At 69.2% G+C, this 16,000-nt stretch carries 16 protein-coding genes and 1 riboswitch; all 16 genes read right to left on the bottom strand.

Annotation, left to right across the window (positions count from 1 at the left end; all coding sequences use genetic code 11):
* Window positions 1-221: 221 nt before the first annotated feature.
* The 16 genes from VFW04_04035 to VFW04_03960 all read right to left on the bottom strand — a co-directional run bounded on the left by VFW04_04035 (window position 222) and on the right by VFW04_03960 (window position 15,996).
* On the bottom strand, window positions 222-2,159 hold the full coding sequence (locus VFW04_04035) for a TonB-dependent receptor (protein ID HEX5178475.1): 1,938 nt from the start codon (window positions 2,157-2,159) through the stop codon (window positions 222-224).
* A gap of 38 nt (window positions 2,160-2,197) precedes the next feature.
* On the bottom strand, window positions 2,198-2,983 hold the full coding sequence (locus VFW04_04030; GenBank protein HEX5178474.1) for an ABC transporter ATP-binding protein: 786 nt from the start codon (window positions 2,981-2,983) through the stop codon (window positions 2,198-2,200).
* The gene (locus VFW04_04025) at window positions 2,980-3,954 is read right to left on the bottom strand and encodes an iron ABC transporter permease (GenBank protein ID HEX5178473.1); all 975 of its coding nucleotides are present in this window, start codon (window positions 3,952-3,954) and stop codon (window positions 2,980-2,982) included. Before VFW04_04025 ends, VFW04_04030 begins: the two co-directional genes overlap by 4 nt.
* Window positions 3,954-4,856 (bottom strand): helical backbone metal receptor, encoded by a 903-nt coding sequence (locus VFW04_04020; GenBank protein HEX5178472.1) that lies wholly within the window; start codon window positions 4,854-4,856, stop codon window positions 3,954-3,956. The genes VFW04_04025 and VFW04_04020 overlap by 1 nt, the downstream gene beginning before the upstream one ends.
* A 119-nt stretch (window positions 4,857-4,975) precedes the next feature.
* A riboswitch (cobalamin riboswitch) is annotated at window positions 4,976-5,092 on the bottom strand.
* 41 nt (window positions 5,093-5,133) lie between these two features.
* A complete protein-coding gene (locus VFW04_04015; protein HEX5178471.1) occupies window positions 5,134-6,426 on the bottom strand; it encodes a hypothetical protein in 1,293 nt (430 codons plus the stop codon).
* A gap of 12 nt (window positions 6,427-6,438) precedes the next feature.
* The gene (locus VFW04_04010; GenBank protein HEX5178470.1) at window positions 6,439-6,984 is read right to left on the bottom strand and encodes a bifunctional nuclease family protein; all 546 of its coding nucleotides are present in this window, start codon (window positions 6,982-6,984) and stop codon (window positions 6,439-6,441) included.
* 19 nt (window positions 6,985-7,003) lie between these two features.
* The gene (ahcY, locus tag VFW04_04005; protein HEX5178469.1) at window positions 7,004-8,362 is read right to left on the bottom strand and encodes an adenosylhomocysteinase; all 1,359 of its coding nucleotides are present in this window, start codon (window positions 8,360-8,362) and stop codon (window positions 7,004-7,006) included.
* Between the two features lie 80 nt (window positions 8,363-8,442).
* Entirely contained in the window at window positions 8,443-9,615 is a 1,173-nt protein-coding gene (gene metK / locus VFW04_04000; GenBank protein HEX5178468.1) for a methionine adenosyltransferase, read from the bottom strand.
* Window positions 9,616-9,831: 216 nt separating this feature from the next.
* Window positions 9,832-11,601: a phosphoenolpyruvate--protein phosphotransferase gene (gene ptsP / locus VFW04_03995; GenBank protein HEX5178467.1), complete on the bottom strand. Its 1,770-nt coding sequence runs from the start codon at window positions 11,599-11,601 to the stop codon at window positions 9,832-9,834.
* A 467-nt stretch (window positions 11,602-12,068) separates the two neighbouring features.
* Window positions 12,069-12,338, bottom strand: a complete 270-nt coding sequence (locus VFW04_03990; protein ID HEX5178466.1) for an HPr family phosphocarrier protein — start codon at window positions 12,336-12,338, stop codon at window positions 12,069-12,071.
* Window positions 12,335-13,144, bottom strand: coding sequence for a PTS system mannose/fructose/sorbose family transporter subunit IID (locus tag VFW04_03985; GenBank protein HEX5178465.1), 810 nt, complete (start codon window positions 13,142-13,144; stop codon window positions 12,335-12,337). Before VFW04_03985 ends, VFW04_03990 begins: the two co-directional genes overlap by 4 nt.
* Window positions 13,141-13,827: a PTS sugar transporter subunit IIC gene (locus VFW04_03980; protein HEX5178464.1), complete on the bottom strand. Its 687-nt coding sequence runs from the start codon at window positions 13,825-13,827 to the stop codon at window positions 13,141-13,143. Before VFW04_03980 ends, VFW04_03985 begins: the two co-directional genes overlap by 4 nt.
* Entirely contained in the window at window positions 13,824-14,312 is a 489-nt protein-coding gene (locus tag VFW04_03975; GenBank protein HEX5178463.1) for a PTS sugar transporter subunit IIB, read from the bottom strand. Before VFW04_03975 ends, VFW04_03980 begins: the two co-directional genes overlap by 4 nt.
* Entirely contained in the window at window positions 14,302-14,724 is a 423-nt protein-coding gene (locus VFW04_03970; GenBank protein ID HEX5178462.1) for a hypothetical protein, read from the bottom strand. Before VFW04_03970 ends, VFW04_03975 begins: the two co-directional genes overlap by 11 nt.
* Window positions 14,717-15,688 carry an HPr(Ser) kinase/phosphatase gene (hprK, locus tag VFW04_03965; GenBank protein HEX5178461.1) on the bottom strand — a complete coding sequence of 324 codons (972 nt, stop codon included), beginning with the start codon at window positions 15,686-15,688 and terminating at the stop codon, window positions 14,717-14,719. The genes VFW04_03970 and hprK overlap by 8 nt, the downstream gene beginning before the upstream one ends.
* Window positions 15,685-15,996, bottom strand: a complete 312-nt coding sequence (locus VFW04_03960) for an HPF/RaiA family ribosome-associated protein (protein HEX5178460.1) — start codon at window positions 15,994-15,996, stop codon at window positions 15,685-15,687. Before VFW04_03960 ends, hprK begins: the two co-directional genes overlap by 4 nt.
* Between the last annotated feature and the right edge of the window lie 4 nt (window positions 15,997-16,000).

Genomic DNA, 16,000 nt, shown 5'->3' with positions numbered 1-16,000 from the left:
CAGACGAAGCCCGATAACGCTCGTACGAGCTAGGAGAACTAAATTCCTCAACCTCCTTTCGTCTCTACTTTCGTGCGTGCCTTATCCGCCTTACGCTGTACTCCGGCATTGTCCGGAGTTGTCCGCCTGTCGCCTTACGCTGTGAATCCGGCATTGTCCGGATTTGTCCGTTTTGTCCGCCTGTCGGATTTGTCCGCCTGTTGTCCGCCTGTTGTCCGCCTTCAGTCGTGTCCGGCTGTTAGGCGGAATCCGACGTCGAGCGCCATGCCTGGTGCGCGGAAGCCGAAGATCGGAGCGTAGCGCGTGCCAAACACATTCGCGATCCGCGTCGTGAACGTGAGGCCGGGCGTCGCGCCGTGCGCGTCCATGATCGTCAACTCGCCGGCGAGATTCCAGAGCGTGTACGATGGCGCCTCGACGCGCACCGAGTTCAAGAAGTCGACGTCCACGCGGTTGCCCACGTAGCCGGCGGTGGCGAAGAGCGCGGCGCGCGGCGACGGACGATAGGCCAGTGTCGCACTGGCGAGATTGGTCGGGCGGCGCTGGAGCCGCTGGCCGTCGACGAACTCGGCGGTGGGGCCACCATTGATGCCGGCGTCGGTGACGCGGGTGTGCTGCCAGGTGTAGGTGCCCGCGAGCGAGAGCCCGCGCCATGACGCCGTGCGCGCGCTCAACTCGAGGCCATCCGCGATCGCGGACGTGAGGTTGAAATAGTTGGGCAGCGACGTGTCAGGCGGCGCGCCGTCGTACTGGATGATGTCGCGGAAGCGTTGGGCGAAATACGTCGCCGAGATGGCGAGCGCGCCGTGCGCGACATCCTGCGCCACACCGGCTTCCCAGCTTTGCGCCCGCTCGGGCTTCAGGTCGGGGTTTCCGCGCGCGAAGGACAGCGTCGACGACGTCTGATCGAACGTCGGCTCCTTGAACGCGTTGCCGATCGAGGCGTGGAGGCTCGTGCCGGGCAGGAGCACGTAGCCGGCGGCGAGACGATACGTGGTGAACGTGCCGAACTGGCTGTTGTCGTCGGCGCGCACGCCGGCGGTGTACGAAAACGCCTTGCCGACGTTGCCTAACGCTTGGGCGTAGTAGGCGTGGAGCGTGCGCTGCAGCGGGCCGGCGCCCGATTCGCGCGCGCGCTGCTGCTCGGCCGTGGCGCCGGCGGCGAGCGCTGCCCACGGCGCGGCGGTGAAGTCGAGGCGGCCGTCCACCGAGCGGCGGTAGATGCCGGCGCGCGAATCGTAGCACAGATCGCATTCGGCGCCGGGCGTGTCGGGAATCTGCGCCGACTGCTCGTGCTCGTCGCTGGCCGCGAACAGGGCGTGCGCCGTTAGGCGGTTGGTGATGCGGCGATCCGCGTCCAGCGACGCCAGGAGCCGCCGCTCGAGGTGGAACTGGGTGCTGTCGTCCACGGCGCCGGAAAAATCGGTCGGGATGTGCGCGCCGGCGTCCTCGTCGCGGAGGACGAGCTGCAGCGACGTTGCCGCGTCGGGCGCCAGGCGGAGCGCGCCGCTGTAGATGTCGTTGCGGCTCTGGCTGTTGAACGCGTAAATCCCATCGGTGCGGTGCCGCGCGACGGAGGCCGAGCCGCTGATCTTGTCCGAGCCGCCGGCGTAGGACACGCTCGCGTTGGACGTCCCGTAGGTGCCGCCGTCCACGCCTAACGTGAACCGGTCGGGCCCCTGCCCCGACCGCGTGAAAATCTGGATGACGCCCGTGACCGCGTTGGAGCCGTAGAGCACGCTCGTCGGGCCGCGCACGATTTCGATCCGGTCGATGTTGTCCGTCGTCAGGTTGGCGAGGTCGAGGAAGCCGCCGGGATCGTTCACCGGGACGCCGTCGACAAGCACCTCGGTGTAGTCGCTCTCGCCGCCGCGCAGAAAGAGCGACGTCTGCGAGCCGTACGAGCCGCTCTGCGGCGCGAACACGCCGGGCACGGAAGCGAGCGCATCGCCGAGCGTCGAGATACCTTGCGCGCGGAGCTCGGCGCCGGTGAGGACGGTCGTGCTCGCCAGCGGCGCGACGGGGGTCACGTCGACGCGCGTGGCGGTCACCACCACCGGGGCGAGGACCGCCGTGTCCGGCGAGGTCTGTTGGGCGTGACTAACGGACGACAGCGCGGCGCATGCCAGCGGGGTCGCGAGCAATGGGGCGAATCGCACGGACGGAATCCTCGGCGAACGTGAAATGCGGCGGCCGCTCACGGGGCGCGGCCGCGAAGGGGAAGGAGCGCCGGCGCGCCTACCGCCGGGTCGTGCGTGACGACGAGCGGCCAATCGTAGACCGGCTCGAGCACCGCGGCCTGCATCACCGCCGCAGGCGGACCGGCGGCGGCGACGCGGCCGCGGTCGAGCAGCACCATCGCGTCGGCGAACCGCGCCACGAGGTTGAGCTGGTGGCTCACGAGCAGAATGGCCATGCCTTCGCGGGCGAGGCGCGAGAACAATTCGAACATCGCCATCTCGTGCGCGATGTCGAGGAACGTCGTGGGCTCGTCGAGCACGAGCGCGTCGCCGCCCTGGGCGAGCGCGCGCGCGATGCGCACGCGCTGCCACTCGCCGCCCGAGAGCTCGTGGGTGCGGCGATCGGCCAACGGCTCGACGCCGGCCAGGCCGATGGCGCGGCCGACGGCCGCGTCATCGGCCGGGCCGGCGGCGCGCCACGCGCCCTCATGCGGGTACCTGCCTAACGCGACGTACTCCCGCACCGGCAGCGGAAACACGAGCGCCTCCCGCTGCGTCACCACCGCCACCGCCCGCGCGAACGCCCGCCGGTCCATGTCGCCGAGCGCCACGGCGTCGATCGCGATCGCCCCCGAGTCGTGGGGCTGCAGCCGGAGCAGCGCGCCCACGAGCGTGCTCTTGCCGCTGCCGTTGGGCCCGACCAGCGCCGTGATGGCGCCGCGGCGCGCCTCGAACGACACGCCGTCCACCGCCGGCTGCGCCGCGCGCGGATACCGCACCACCACGTCGCGGAACGCGATCATGCGAACCGCCGCAGCTGCACGAGAAAGAACGGCACGCCCACGAGCGCGGTGACGGCGCCCAACGGAAGGTCGGCCGGCGGATGCGCCACCCGCGCGACCAGATCGGCGCACACCACCAGCGCGGCGCCGAGGATCGCCGAGCCGGCGAGCAGCGGGCGGTGGCGGCGCAGGCCGGCGGCGCGCACCATGTGCGGCACCACCAGCCCGACGAATCCCACCAGCCCCGCCGCGGCAACCGTGGCCGCGGCCAGCAGCGAGCTCACCAGAAACACGCGCCGCCCCGCCGCAGAGGCGTCCAGGCCCAGGCCGGCCGCGGACTCTTCGCCCAACGCGAGCAGGTCGATGTCTCTGCCTAAGGCCAGCAGCACCGCGCCGCCGATCGCCGTATAGAGCGCGAGCCACCGCACCTGCTGCCAGTCGGCGCCGGCAACCGAGCCCATCATCCACCACAACGCGCCGCGAATCGTGTCCGCGGGGGCGTCGGCGAGCAGCACCATGATCGCCGCATTGGCGAACGCGCCGATCACCACGCCGGCCATGAGGAGCACGCGCGGATCGGCGCGGCCGCCGGCCGCCCGCGCGACGCCGATGGCGGCGGCGATGGCCGCCGCCGCGCCGGCGAACGCGCCTAACGGGAGCAGCACCGGGCTGCCGAGGCCAAGCGACACGACGATCACCGCGCCCACCGCCGCGCCCCCCGACACGCCGAGCAAGTAGGGCTCGGCCAGCGCGTTGCGCAAGGAACCTTGCAACGCTCCGCCCGACATGCCGAGCGCCGCCCCCACGAGCACCGCCAAGGCGACGCGCGGCAGCCGCAGTGCGCGTACGATGGCCACCGTGTCCGGATCGCCGCGGCCCAACAGCGCCGCGCCGATGGCGTGCGCCGACAGCGGCACCGCGCCCCAGAACACCCCCGCCGCCGCGAGCACCACCAGCGCCACGCACGCCAACGGCCAGAAAAGACGCCGCATCACGGGATCGCTCCGGGATGCAGCGCCCGCGCCAGCTCCACCGCCGCCTCGCCTAACCGTACCGACGGCCGCCCGACCAGCGACGTATCGATCACCACGACGTGCCCGGCGCGCACCGCCGGCACCGCCTGCCACGCGGCGCTCGACCGGATCACCGCCGCGCCCGTTGGGCCAACGAGAATGAGATCGGGATTGCGCCGCACGATGTCCTCCAACGACACCGGCAGCGACGGCCGCGGATCGTCGCCGTACACATTGCGCGCGCCGGCGATCTCCAGCAGCTCGGTCTGGAAGCTGCCGCCGCCCACAGTGATCACCGGCTCGTCCCAGATGTGCCAGAACACGCTCGGGTGCGCGAGCTTCGCGGTGGCCGACCGCACGCGCGCCAACGTCCGATCCACCGTGTCCACGCAGGTCGCCGCGCGCGCGCTGTCGCCGGTGGCCCTGCCTAACAGAAACGCCGTGCGGCGGAAGTCGGCGATGCGATCGGTGCGCACGGCAATCACCGCCACCCCGGCGGCGCGCAGCTGGCTCGCCGCGGCGCGGTCATCGTTGCTCGCGTATAGCACCACCAGGTCCGGATGCACGCCGAGCACCGCTTCGACGTTGGGCCGGAGGCCGGCGCCGAGGTCGGGCACGAGGCGCGCCGAATCCGGCCACAGATCCCAGTGCGTCCGCCCCACGAGACGCGGGCCCGCGCCGATCGCGAACAGGAGATCCGTCGTCGCGGGACTCAAGGACACGATCCGCGCCGGGTGCTCGACCGTGCCCGCGGCCACGGGGTCGCCGAAATCGTCGGCGACCGCCGGCGCCGGCCGCGCGTCGCGCCGCGTGCACGCGCCCAACGCGCAGCACGCGAGTGCGGCGACGGCGAACCAGCGGACTAACGGAGCACGATGCACGATGGGCACCTCCCGCGGCGGGAAGTGCCCAGTGGAAAAACGCGGGAGCTTCAGGAACTCGCGCGCATCGCCACCAGCCCTTCTTCCGAGGGTCTGATCGAGTGGCGCGGACGCGAGGCGTCTCCTGGCTTCGGGGCGCCGCGCTCGCCTTCCCAACCAAAGTCAGTGGCTCGAGAGCGCGGGAGTGATTCTCCCCGTTACAGTGGCGGGACCGCGCCGGAGTTGCACCGGCTTCCGGAACCCGCGACCGCTGTAGTTCAGTTGTCGATGCTCAATCCTACGCTCGCGTGCGGCGCGCGTCAAGCGCACGCGCCAGCGATCGCTTGAGCGCATCGCGGCGCTGCTCGTACTCCGCGCGCGCATCGCTCGACGGCTCCGCTTGCTGCTCAAACTGCGCATCCAGCGACGCGATCTCGCGCGCCAATCGTTCCGCGTCTCCGTCCGCCGGCGTCTCCGCCGGATGCCCAACGATCGCGATCCGCGGCGCGCGGCGCCGCGCGAACACGAACGTCAACGCGCCGAGCATCGCGACACCCAGCGCGATGGCGAGGATTGCCAGATACCGCTGTTGATGCGACGGCGTGCCGCTCGCCGGACTGTCCACCCGCAGCACCGCATCCGCCGGCTCGTTCTGCCCAACGTAGCGCGCGAACTTGCGCCCCTCGATCGCCACCGCGGCCTCGGCCTTGAGGTTGGGCGCGCTCACCGTGGCCCGCGGATCTTCGGTGAGCACCTCGAGCACGCTCACCGGTTTCGTCATCGGAATGGAGAGCGGAAAATCCTTGGCCGGCACACGGTACGAAAACGAGAGCTGCTTGAGCCCCGGCGCGATCGGCGCCACCACCTCGACGCGCCCGCCCGCGTCGCGCACCGCGCGCGGCGAGATGTCGCTCTGCCCAACGGAGAAACCGATGGCGCCCGGCGGCAGCAGCGCGGTCCACGTCGGGTGCGCATCGTCGCGCGAGATCGCGGTGATCCCGCTGTCGTTCGTGATCTCGTACACCTCGACGATGTCGTGCGACCCGTCGACGTTGGGCGCCGACACGATTACGTGGCGCCCGCGAACCGTGAGCGGAAACGTTCGCGAGGTCGTGTCGTACACGATGATTTCGGCGCTGTCGCCGGTGACGCGCGGCGTGAGCAGCGGCAGCGAGAAGTACGCGATGCCGGCGTATGACGCCGACACGAAGTAGATCGCGTCAGCGCGCCCCGTGTGCCGGTACCGGAATTGGTACCTGCCGCCGGCCGCCGTGCGCATCGAGTCGATCGGCCCCGCGGTGTCGGATCCGACGCGGTGCAGTGTCACCCAGATGCCCGGCACACCGGTGACGGCGCTGGAATCGGTCGAGTCCGGCCGCACCACGCGGCCGCTGACCAGGCGCGGCAGCGTATCAGGCGCGGTGCTCGTGTCCGGGCCTAACAGACTCGTCGAGCCCTGCGCGCGTGCGGGAGGGGGCGCCGCAACGGCGGCGATGGCGAGCCCGACCGCCAGCGCGCCGCGCAACCAGCCAAGAGAAAGGCGGCCGCTCAACGCGGCCGCCCCCGTGCGATGCGCCGTTCCGTTAGGCACCAGACGCGGCCGTCACAGGTTGAGTTTGCCGAAGTCCTCGGGACGCATCTTTTCCAGATACGCCTTGAGCTGCTCGGCCGACAGGTCGTGCTGCCCGTAGTCGGGCTCCGGACCCGCGAACGACACGCCGCTCGCGTCGCCGGCGCTCGTCGTCTCGTCCGCATCTTCGACGGAAATCTCGGTGAGCAGCGATTCCTGTGCGAAAATCGGCGCCGCCAGCCGCAGCGCAATCGCAATGCTGTCCGATGGACGCGCGTCGATGTGGAACACGTCGTCGCCGCGATGGAGATGCAGCTCCGCGTAATACGTGTTCTCCTGCACTTTCGTGATCTGCACGCGCTGGAGCGACGCGCCCATGCCGAGGATCAGCCGCTTGCACAGGTCGTGTGTGAGCGGCCGCGGCGGCTTGATCTTCTGCATTTCCATCACGATCGACTCCGCCTCCGGCTGACCGATCCAGATCGGCAGAAGCCGCTCGCCTTCCTTTTCCTGAAGAATGACGACGTACGAGTTGGACACGCTATCGAGCCCGAGACGGGCCACCTTGACTTCAACCATGAGTGCCTCCCTGGAGGCGTCACGTACCCATGTCCCACGACGCCAGGTACTTCTTCTGCTCGTCCGTCAGCACGTCGATGTTCGCGCCGACCGCGGCGAGTTTGAGCCGGGCGATCTCGCGATCGATGGCTTCCGGCACGCGGTGCACGTCGCGCGACAGACTCGCTCCCTTCTGTACCAGATACTCCGCGGCCAGCGATTGGTTCGCGAAGCTCATGTCCATCACGCTCGCCGGGTGTCCCTCGGCTGCAGCAAGGTTGATGAGCCGCCCCTCGCCCAGCAGAAAAATCCGCTTGCCGCGCACCACGTATTCCTCGACGAACGGCCGCACGTCCCGTGACTTGCCCCCGGCCAGCTTGGCCAACGCCGGGATGTCCACTTCCACGTTGAAGTGGCCCGAATTGCAGACCACCGCCCCGTCTTTCATGACGGTGAAATGCTCGGCGCGGATGACGCTGGTGTTGCCGGTGAGCGTGCAGAAGATGTCGCCGATCGGCGCTGCTTCGGCCATCGTCATGACGCGGTATCCATCCATGGTGGCTTCCAGCGCCTTGAGCGGATCGATCTCGGTCACCACGACGTTGGCGCCCTGGCCGCGCGCGCGCATGGCCACGCCGCGCCCGCACCAGCCGTAGCCGGCGACGACGAAGGTCGAGCCGGCGAGCAGCAGGTTGGTCGCGCGAATGATGCCATCGACGGTCGACTGGCCGGTGCCGTAGCGATTGTCGAACAGATGCTTGGTGAACGAGTCGTTCACCGAGATCACCGGGAATTGCAGCACCTTGTCCTTGGCCATCGCCTTGAGGCGGATGACGCCGGTGGTGGTTTCCTCCGTGCTGCCTAACACACGGGACACGAGCGCCTTGCGCCGCGCGCCATCCAGGCCTTCCACCCACCGGCGCACCGACTCCGGCAGGTCATCCAGTCTGCCTAACGCAATCATGTGGATCGCGCCGACGACGTCGGCGCCGTCGTCCATCGTGATCTCGGGCTCGTGCGCGATCGCGGCGCGGATGTGCTCGTAGTACGTGTCGTTGTCCTCGCCCTTGATCGCGAACACCTTGATGCCGTAGTCGCGCACCAGGTGTGCGGCGATGTCATCCTGCGTCGACAACGGATTCGACGCGCACAACGCGATGTCCGCACCGCCGGCCTTGAGCGTGATCATCAAGTTCGCGGTCTCGCTCGTGACGTGCAGACATGCCGACACGCGCTTGCCCTCGAGCGGCCGCTCTTTCGCAAACCGCTCCCGGATCTGCCGCAGCACCTGCATCGAACGCTCGGCCCACTCGGCGCGCTGGCGCCCGTGATCGGCGAGGTTCAGATCTCGAACGTCGTGCGAGGCAGAACGGGATTCCGACTTGGCGATGGTGGCCATGCGTGGTCCGGAAAGGGGTGAAGAGACGCGTCGACCCGAAAGAGCGCAGCGATTGCCGTGCCGCGTGGAGCGGCCGAGCGTCAAATCGCGCGGCCCAGGGCTTCGATGCGATCGGTGCGTTCCCAGGAAAAGTACGTGACGTCGCGGCCGCCGCGCTGTGTCGTGCACGCCTCGCGGCCGAAGTGCCCGTACGACGCCGTGCGCTGATAGATCGGCGCGCGAAGACCCAGCGCTTCGATGATCCCGCGCGGCGTGAGGTCGAACACCTCCCGCACGGCGCGTTCGATCTTGTGCTCGTCGACGGTTGCCGTGCCGAACGTGTCGACCATCACGCTCACGGGATCCCGCACGCCAATCGCGTAGGCCAGCTGCAGCTCGCAGCGGTGCGCGAGTCCGGCGGCCACGATGTTCTTGGCGACCCAGCGCGCCGCGTACGCCGCGCATCGATCGACCTTGGATGGGTCCTTGCCGCTGAACGCGCCGCCGCCGTGTCGCGCTGCGCCGCCGTAGGTGTCGACGATGATCTTGCGTCCCGTTAGGCCGGCGTCGCCCTGCGGACCGCCGACCACGAATCGTCCGGTCGGGTTGACATGGATGGCCGCGCGCCGCGCGTCGAACATCTCGGGCGGCAGCGTCGGCACGATGACGCTCGCGACGATCGCGGTTCGCAGATTCTCGGTCGAAATCGCGTCGGCGTGTTGCGTCGACACGACCACCGTCGGGATGCGCACCGGACGTCCATTCTCGTACTCGACGGTGACCTGCGCTTTCCCGTCGGGCCTGAGCCACGGCAGGTCGCCGCATTTGCGCCGCTCGGCTAACGCACGCGTGAGCGCGTGCGCGAGCTGGAGCGGCATCGGCATGAGCTCGGGCGTCTCGTCGGTCGCGTAGCCGAACATCATGCCCTGGTCGCCCGCGCCGCCGGTGTCCACGCCCATTGCGATGTCCGGCGACTGCCGATCGATGGTGCTCAACACCGCGCACGTCTTGTAGTCGAAACCGAACGTCGCATCGGTGTAGCCGATGTCGGCGATGGTCGAGCGGACGATGTCGGGGATCGAGACGTACGTGCAGGTGGTGATCTCGCCGGCTACGCAGGCAAGACCGGTCGTGACGAGCGTTTCGCACGCGACCCGTGCAGCAGGATCTTCGGCGAGGATCGCGTCCAGGACTCCATCGGAGATCTGGTCGGCAATCTTGTCCGGATGGCCCTCGGTTACCGATTCCGAGGTAAAAAGGAAGCGCTCGGGCACGCGAATCTCCAGCGCAGCCGTCGCAAGCGGCTCAGCGTCTGATCGAGAGTGAAATGACGGTCGAATGATACAGGCAGAGGAGAAGTCGGACAACCCGGAAGGCGGACAGGTCCGACAACGCCGGAGACGGCCGGAGGACTCAAAAGAGCGGACCAGCCGGACAAGGCCGGACAAGGCCGGACGTCTTAATGGAGGGGACAGGCCGTCCGTTCAGGCTTACGCAACGCTTCCATCGCGCAGGAATGGATCGCCTGCGGCGGTTTCCGTGAGGTGGTGCGCGAGGATGCGTTGGGCATCGTGCGCCGTGCGTGCGGCCAGCGCCTCGTTGGCGGCCTGCTCGGCATCGGCCACGGTGATCGCGCAGACGAGGCGTTTCACGAGCGGCACGGCGCGCGGCGCCACGCTCAGCTGGCGCACGCCGAGTCCGATGAGTGCGAAGGCCATGAGCGGTTGCGAGGCCATCTCGCCGCACACGGTGACATCGATGCCGTGCTCGGCGCCAATGCGCACGGTGCGGTAAATCAACCGCAGTACGCCGGGGTGCAGCGGCGTGAAGCGGTTGGCGATGTTCGCGTTCCCGCGGTCGACGGCGAGCGTGTACTGGGTGAGATCGTTGGTCCCGATGCTGAAGAACGACGCGTCGCCGGCGAATGTGTCCGCTGCGATCGCCGCCGCCGGCGTTTCGACCATCACGCCGAGCGGGACGTCGTCGCGGTACGGGACCCCGCGTTGGGCGAGCTCGGCGGCCGCTTGCGCGATGAGGGCGCGCGTGCGGCGCACTTCGTCGACGCTCACGACGAGCGGCAGCATGATGCGCAGGTCGCCGTGCGTGGCGGCCCGGAGGAGCGCGCGCAGTTGGACCAGGAAGATGTCCTGTTCGTCGAGGCACATCCGGATGGCGCGCCAGCCGAGGAAGGGATTCGCCTCGGTGGGATATCCGCCGACGGGGAGTTTGTCGCCGCCGATGTCGAAGGTGCGGATGACGACGGGATGGTGCGCGAACGCCTGCACGACGCGCCGATAGGCGCGGTACTGCTCCTCCTCGTCGGGCAGCGTGGTGCGGCCCACCATGAGGAATTCGGTGCGCATGAGCCCGACGCCGTCGGCGCCGCTGGTGACGGCCGCCGACGCTTCGTCGGGCAGGTCGACGTTCGCGCGCAGCGTTAGGCGAATGCCGTCGCGCGTGACGGGCTCGACGCCCGTGAGTCCCGCGAGCTGCTCGGCCATGGCCACCTCGCGCCGCGAGCGCTCTTTGAAGGCCGAGATCTCCTCGTCGCTGGGCTCGATCACGAGCGTGCCCGCGCCGCCGTCGAGGATGGCGCGCTCGCCGCCCCGCAAGGTCTGGGTGGCGCGGCGCAGCCCGACCACCGCCGGGATGCCTAACGATCGGGCGAGGATCGCCACGTGCGACACGTGCGTGCCGGCGTCGGTCGCGATCGCCGCGATCGCGTCCCGATCCAGCTGCACTGTCAGGCTCGGCGTCAGATCGTGCGTCACCAGGATCGCGTTCGCGCCCTTGGGCAGGTCCACCGGGTCGTGATCGGGCAGGCCTAACAGCAGCGACAAGACGCGGATCTGCACGTCGGTGATGTCGCCCACGCGCTCCCGCATCATCGGCGACGCGTGCCGCGCGAAATGGTGCCGCCACTCCAACATGGTGATCTCGAACGCCGACTCGGCGCTCAGATTCTGCCTGACCAGCCCCTCCACGCGCCCGATGAGCTCCGTGTCCTCGAGGATGAAGAGCTGCGCGTCGAAGATGCGCGCTTCTTCTTCGCCGGCCTGCCCCGCTGCACGCGCACGCACCCGGCGCAGCCGCTCGCGCGCGCGCTCCAGCGTCGCGTGAAAGCGCGCGATCTCCGGCTCGATCTCGTCGTCACCGACGATGCGCTGCGGCACCTCGGGCACCTCCCACAAGAGGAGGTGCACCGTGCCCAGAATGATGCCGGGCGACGCGGGAATCCCGTCCAGCTTACAGGCGGACACGGCGGGACACGGCCGGACACGGCCGGACGAAAAGTTGAAGGCGGACACGTCCGGACAAAGCCGGACACGGCCGGACGAAAAGCTGAAGGCGGACAAAACGGACAGCGCCGGATACGGCCGGACGAGAAAGCTGAAGGCGGACAAAACCGACAGAGCCAGACACGGCCGGATAAGCGGCTAAAGGCGGACAAGATTGAAGGCGAACACGGCGTGACACGACTAGGCACGCCTGGACGTGAGCTTTCACAGCCCCACACCCGAATGCCGCCAACGAATTGAGTTTTGTTCTAACGGAATTGATATCCATTTCTATTTCCCGAGAAATCAGTCGACAAAATCTCAAGAGTTCGCCCGGTCGTCTCCGGCGTGTCCCGTCTTGTCCGCCTTCAGCTTTTCGTCCGGTCGTGTCCGGCGTGTCCGCCCTGTCCGCCTTCAGCCGTATCCGGCTCCGTCCGTACTGTCCGGCTTCATTGCTCGCCGAATTTGCGCGCCACCAAATCTGCGATCGCCTGCACCGCCTGCTCCGCGTCCGGCCCATCGGCGCGCACCACCAGCTCGGCGCCGCACTCGGCCGCCAGCATCATCACGCCCATGATGCTCTTGCCGTTCACCTCGAGATCGTCGCGCACCATCGTGATCTCGCTCTGGAACTTCGACGCGGTCTTCACCAGTTCCGCCGCGGGGCGCGCGTGCAGGCCGTTCTTGTTCACGATCCTAACGGAGCGTTCCATGATCATCTGGCGATCGAGATGAGGATCAGTACGGCGAGCACCACCAGCGCGGCGCGCCATCCTTCTACGCGCGCGGGCAGGCGGACGAGAAGCGCGGCCAGGACGATCGCGAAGAGCGCCGCGAGCGGCAACGCGATCGTCCAGTCGTGCGACGGAATCTCCAACCCGCGCCGGCCGATCACGCGGGCAATGGCTAACGGGAGCGCCAGTCCGGCCAGGAACAGCACGGCGCGCGCCAGATACTGCGGCCCGCGCTGCAGCAAGGGGCTGCCGAGCGATGCGGCGACGCGCAGACCGCCGCGCCATCCCGTGTTCACGCCCCAGGCGCGCAGCGCAACGTGCCCGGCGTTGTACAAGCCGAGAAACAGAATCACGATGACCAACGGCGATGCCCGCAAGCCGAACGCGAGCAGCGCGACGAGCGAGCAGAACGGAAGCCATCCCGCCCACACGAGCCGGTCCCCGAGGCTGCCCAACGGACCGCACATCGCGGTGCGAAAGCGTTCGATCTGCGCCGCCGGCCTGCCTTCGAGCTCGGCGCGCACGAGCGCGCCGATCGCCACCGCCGCGAGATACGGGTGCGCGTTGAAGTATCGCGTCTCGCGCGCGAGCGCGTCCTTGTAGGCCGGACCGTCCGGACCGCCCGGCAGCTCGCGCAGCGCCGGCTCGGCGCAAAACCCGATGCCCGGGCCGAGCATGGTCTCGTAGTTCCACGAGCCCTGCACGGCGAACATGCGCGTGAACACGGCGATGCGCGCGCTCCACGAGAGCGCGGGCGCGATCGCCGTCGGGGCGCGATCGGGCCCGGTCACGCGACGATCACCAGCACGACGCCCAACACGGCGCCGGCCAGGAGATACCATTTCGATCCGGCCGCGCCGTGCGACTGCCGCCAGATCGCGCCTCCCGCCACCGCGGCTGCCGCCGCGGCGAGAATCGAATGCGACGCCGCGCGCCCCACGGTCCAGTGCGCCAGCACGAAGTCGTTGATCGGCGTCCACACCAGGAGCGCGATGGCGGTGACGATCGCGGCACGGAGCAGGTCCGCCGTTAGGCACCTGATCTGGAGCGTCATCACGGCGCGCCGGGATCCCGCTTCCATGGCCGGGAGCGCGCGCTCGGCCCACACCCCGTTGAGGCGTCGCAGCGCGTACATGCTCCACCCGCCGGCCCAGGCCGTCGCGATGCCTACGAACACGCCCAGAATGATGGCGCCCGGGCGCATCACGAGGTGGGATCCGGCGATGGCGCCGCCGACGAGCGAGGCGCTGCCCCACTCCGGATAGCGCGATGCGCCCACGGGCAGCGTCTCCATGGCGACCATTTCGAGCACGGCGCCGGTGAGCACGCCGGCGGCGACGTTGCCGGCCAGCGCGCCGCCTAACGTCGCGGCGACGATCGGCCGCGACAGCATCGCCTGCGGGAAGCTCACGACGTCCGCGCCCAACAGGGCGCCGAGGAGCGAGAACGGGAGCAGCTGGGCGGCGGCGATCATGCCGAGCGGGCGCCCGCCAGCTCGCCTAACCGCATCGCGCGCGCCGACGGCACGTCGCGCACGGTGACCGTGACGCCGCGCGCGTCCATCGCGCGCAGCGCCTGCTCTTCCTCCGGACTCAGGAACAGGTAGCGCAGCCGCTCCGTGCGGCCCGGGCGATGGTGGATGCCGCCGACGTTCACCTCGCGGATCGCCGGCGCCCGCTCCGTTAGGCGGCGCATGGTGTCCACGTCGCCCGTGAGCAGGATGCCGTGCCGCGGATCGGCCCGCCACTCCGCCAGGTGCGCCACCGCGTCGTCCACCGACGCGAAGTACAGCGCCACCTCCGGCGGTACGCCCATGCGGTACAGCTCGCGCTCCCACTCGCTCCCCGCCACCTCATCGTCCACCAGCACCACGAACCCCAGGTCCATCGGCTGGCCCCAGCCGACGATCACCTGGCCGTGAATCAGGCGATCGTCGATGCGGTAGAGCTCAATTGGCACGCGGGCGCCCCGTGAGCACGCGCAGCGCGCTCCCGCCGCGCTCGACGGCGGCCGCTATCGCATCCGCGTCGGACACGCCGTCGCGCAGCGCGTACTGCAGCAGCGCCGGCAAATTGACGCCGGTCACGACGATCAGATCGGGCCGGTCCTTGAGCACCCGGCAGGCGGCAAAGTTGCAGCTGCCCGCGGGCAAGTCGGTGAAGATGACGCGCGCGCCTAACGCATCGATGCGCTCGCGCAGCAGCGCGTCGATCTGCGCCGCGCCCAGATTCTGGTTGGAGAGCGGCGAGAACCGGTCGCCGCGTCCGGTGATCAGATCGACCGCCTCCACCAGCGCTTCGGCCACCGTGCCGTGCGCGAGGACGATCGCCTTGGGACCCGCCGGCGTCGGCGGGCTCGCAGTCTCACTCATCGTCTTCCGCCAGATATTGCCGCACGTCGGACGCGGCGCGCATGCGGCTCATGAGTCGTTCGTTGAACGCTTCGGCGGCATTGATCCCGCTGTAGCGCAGCAGATGGTTCATCGCGACCACCTCCGCCACCACCGTGATGTTTTTTCCCGGGTTGAGCGGAATCGTCACGCGCGGAATCGGCACGTCGAGAATGGTCGCCGTCGCCCCGTCGAGTCCGGTGCGATCCACCTGATCCGCCTGATCCCAGTGCTCGAGCTGCACCACCACCTCGATGCGCTTCTGCTGGCGCACCGAGCGGATGCCAAACACCGATGGAATGTCGATCACGCCGACGCCGCGAATCTCCATGTGGTGCCGCTGCAGCTCGTGCCCGCGTCCGATGAGCACGTCGTTGCCGCGGCGGGTGGCGATCACAATGTCGTCGGCCACCAGCCGGTGTCCGCGCTCGACCAGATCGAGCACGCACTCCGATTTGCCGATGCCGCTTCGCCCAACGAACAGCAGCCCGACGCCGTAGACGTCGGCCAGCGACGCGTGCAGCGTGGTGCTCGGCGCAAATTCCTCGTCGAGCGCCGGCTTGACGCGGCGGTAAAACTCGGTGGTCTTGAGGCTCGACCGCAGCACCGCGACGCCGTGGCTGGCGGCGATGTCGCGCATCTCGTTAGGCACATCCAGCCGCTTGGTGACCACCGCGCACGGGACGTCGAACGAGAAGAACCGCTCGAGCACCATGCGGCGGCGGTCTTCCGGCAGCGACAGGAGATACGTGATCTCGGTCTCGCCGAATACCTGCATCCGCTTGGATGGAAAGCGCTCGACGAACCCCGCCAGCACGAGGCCGGGGCTCGAGACCTCGTTCACCGAGATCACCCGGTCCAGTCCCGCGCCATCGCCGACGAGCTCGAGCTGCAGCGTATCGCGCAGCAGGTCGAGCAGACGCGCCACCGTGAGCGGTTTGGTCACGCGCGCGCCGTTTTCGGGCGCCGCTCGTTCGCGGGCCGCTTGAGGCGCAGGATCTGCGCTTCGACGCGCCGCGCTGCTTCGGCTAACGCAATACCGGCGCTCCGATGCCGCGCCGCGCCGACCAGGGCGCGGCGCCGCGGCGTGTGCAACACGATCTCGACCTTGCGCGTGCTGCCGTCCTGCTCGAAGCGCACGGTCGCGTCCACCGGCCGATGGAGCAGCGAGCCGAGCCGGCCGATCACGCGTTCGGCGCGCGTCCGCAGCATGTTGGAAAGTTCCATGTGATGGGCTTGTACGGTGATGTCCACAGGG

This window comes from Gemmatimonadaceae bacterium, from assembly GCA_036273715.1.
Taxonomy (GTDB): Bacteria; Gemmatimonadota; Gemmatimonadetes; order Gemmatimonadales; family Gemmatimonadaceae; genus JADGGM01.
This window is presented reverse-complemented; position numbering and strand designations above follow the sequence as displayed.

Bases quoted from the DNA above. Each gene is read 5' to 3' on its own strand.
- VFW04_04030 (HEX5178474.1), bottom strand. From the start codon at position 2,983: ATGATCGCGTTCCGCGACGTGGTGGTGCGGTATCCGCGCGCGGCGCAG.
- VFW04_04025 (HEX5178473.1), bottom strand. From the start codon at position 3,954: ATGCGGCGTCTTTTCTGGCCGTTGGCGTGCGTGGCGCTGGTGGTGCTC.
- VFW04_04010 (HEX5178470.1), bottom strand. From the start codon at position 6,984: ATGGTTGAAGTCAAGGTGGCCCGTCTCGGGCTCGATAGCGTGTCCAAC.
- ahcY (HEX5178469.1), bottom strand. From the start codon at position 8,362: ATGGCCACCATCGCCAAGTCGGAATCCCGTTCTGCCTCGCACGACGTT.
- VFW04_03990 (HEX5178466.1), bottom strand. From the start codon at position 12,338: ATGATCATGGAACGCTCCGTTAGGATCGTGAACAAGAACGGCCTGCAC.
- VFW04_03980 (HEX5178464.1), bottom strand. From the start codon at position 13,827: ATGATCGCCGCCGCCCAGCTGCTCCCGTTCTCGCTCCTCGGCGCCCTG.
- VFW04_03970 (HEX5178462.1), bottom strand. From the start codon at position 14,724: ATGAGTGAGACTGCGAGCCCGCCGACGCCGGCGGGTCCCAAGGCGATC.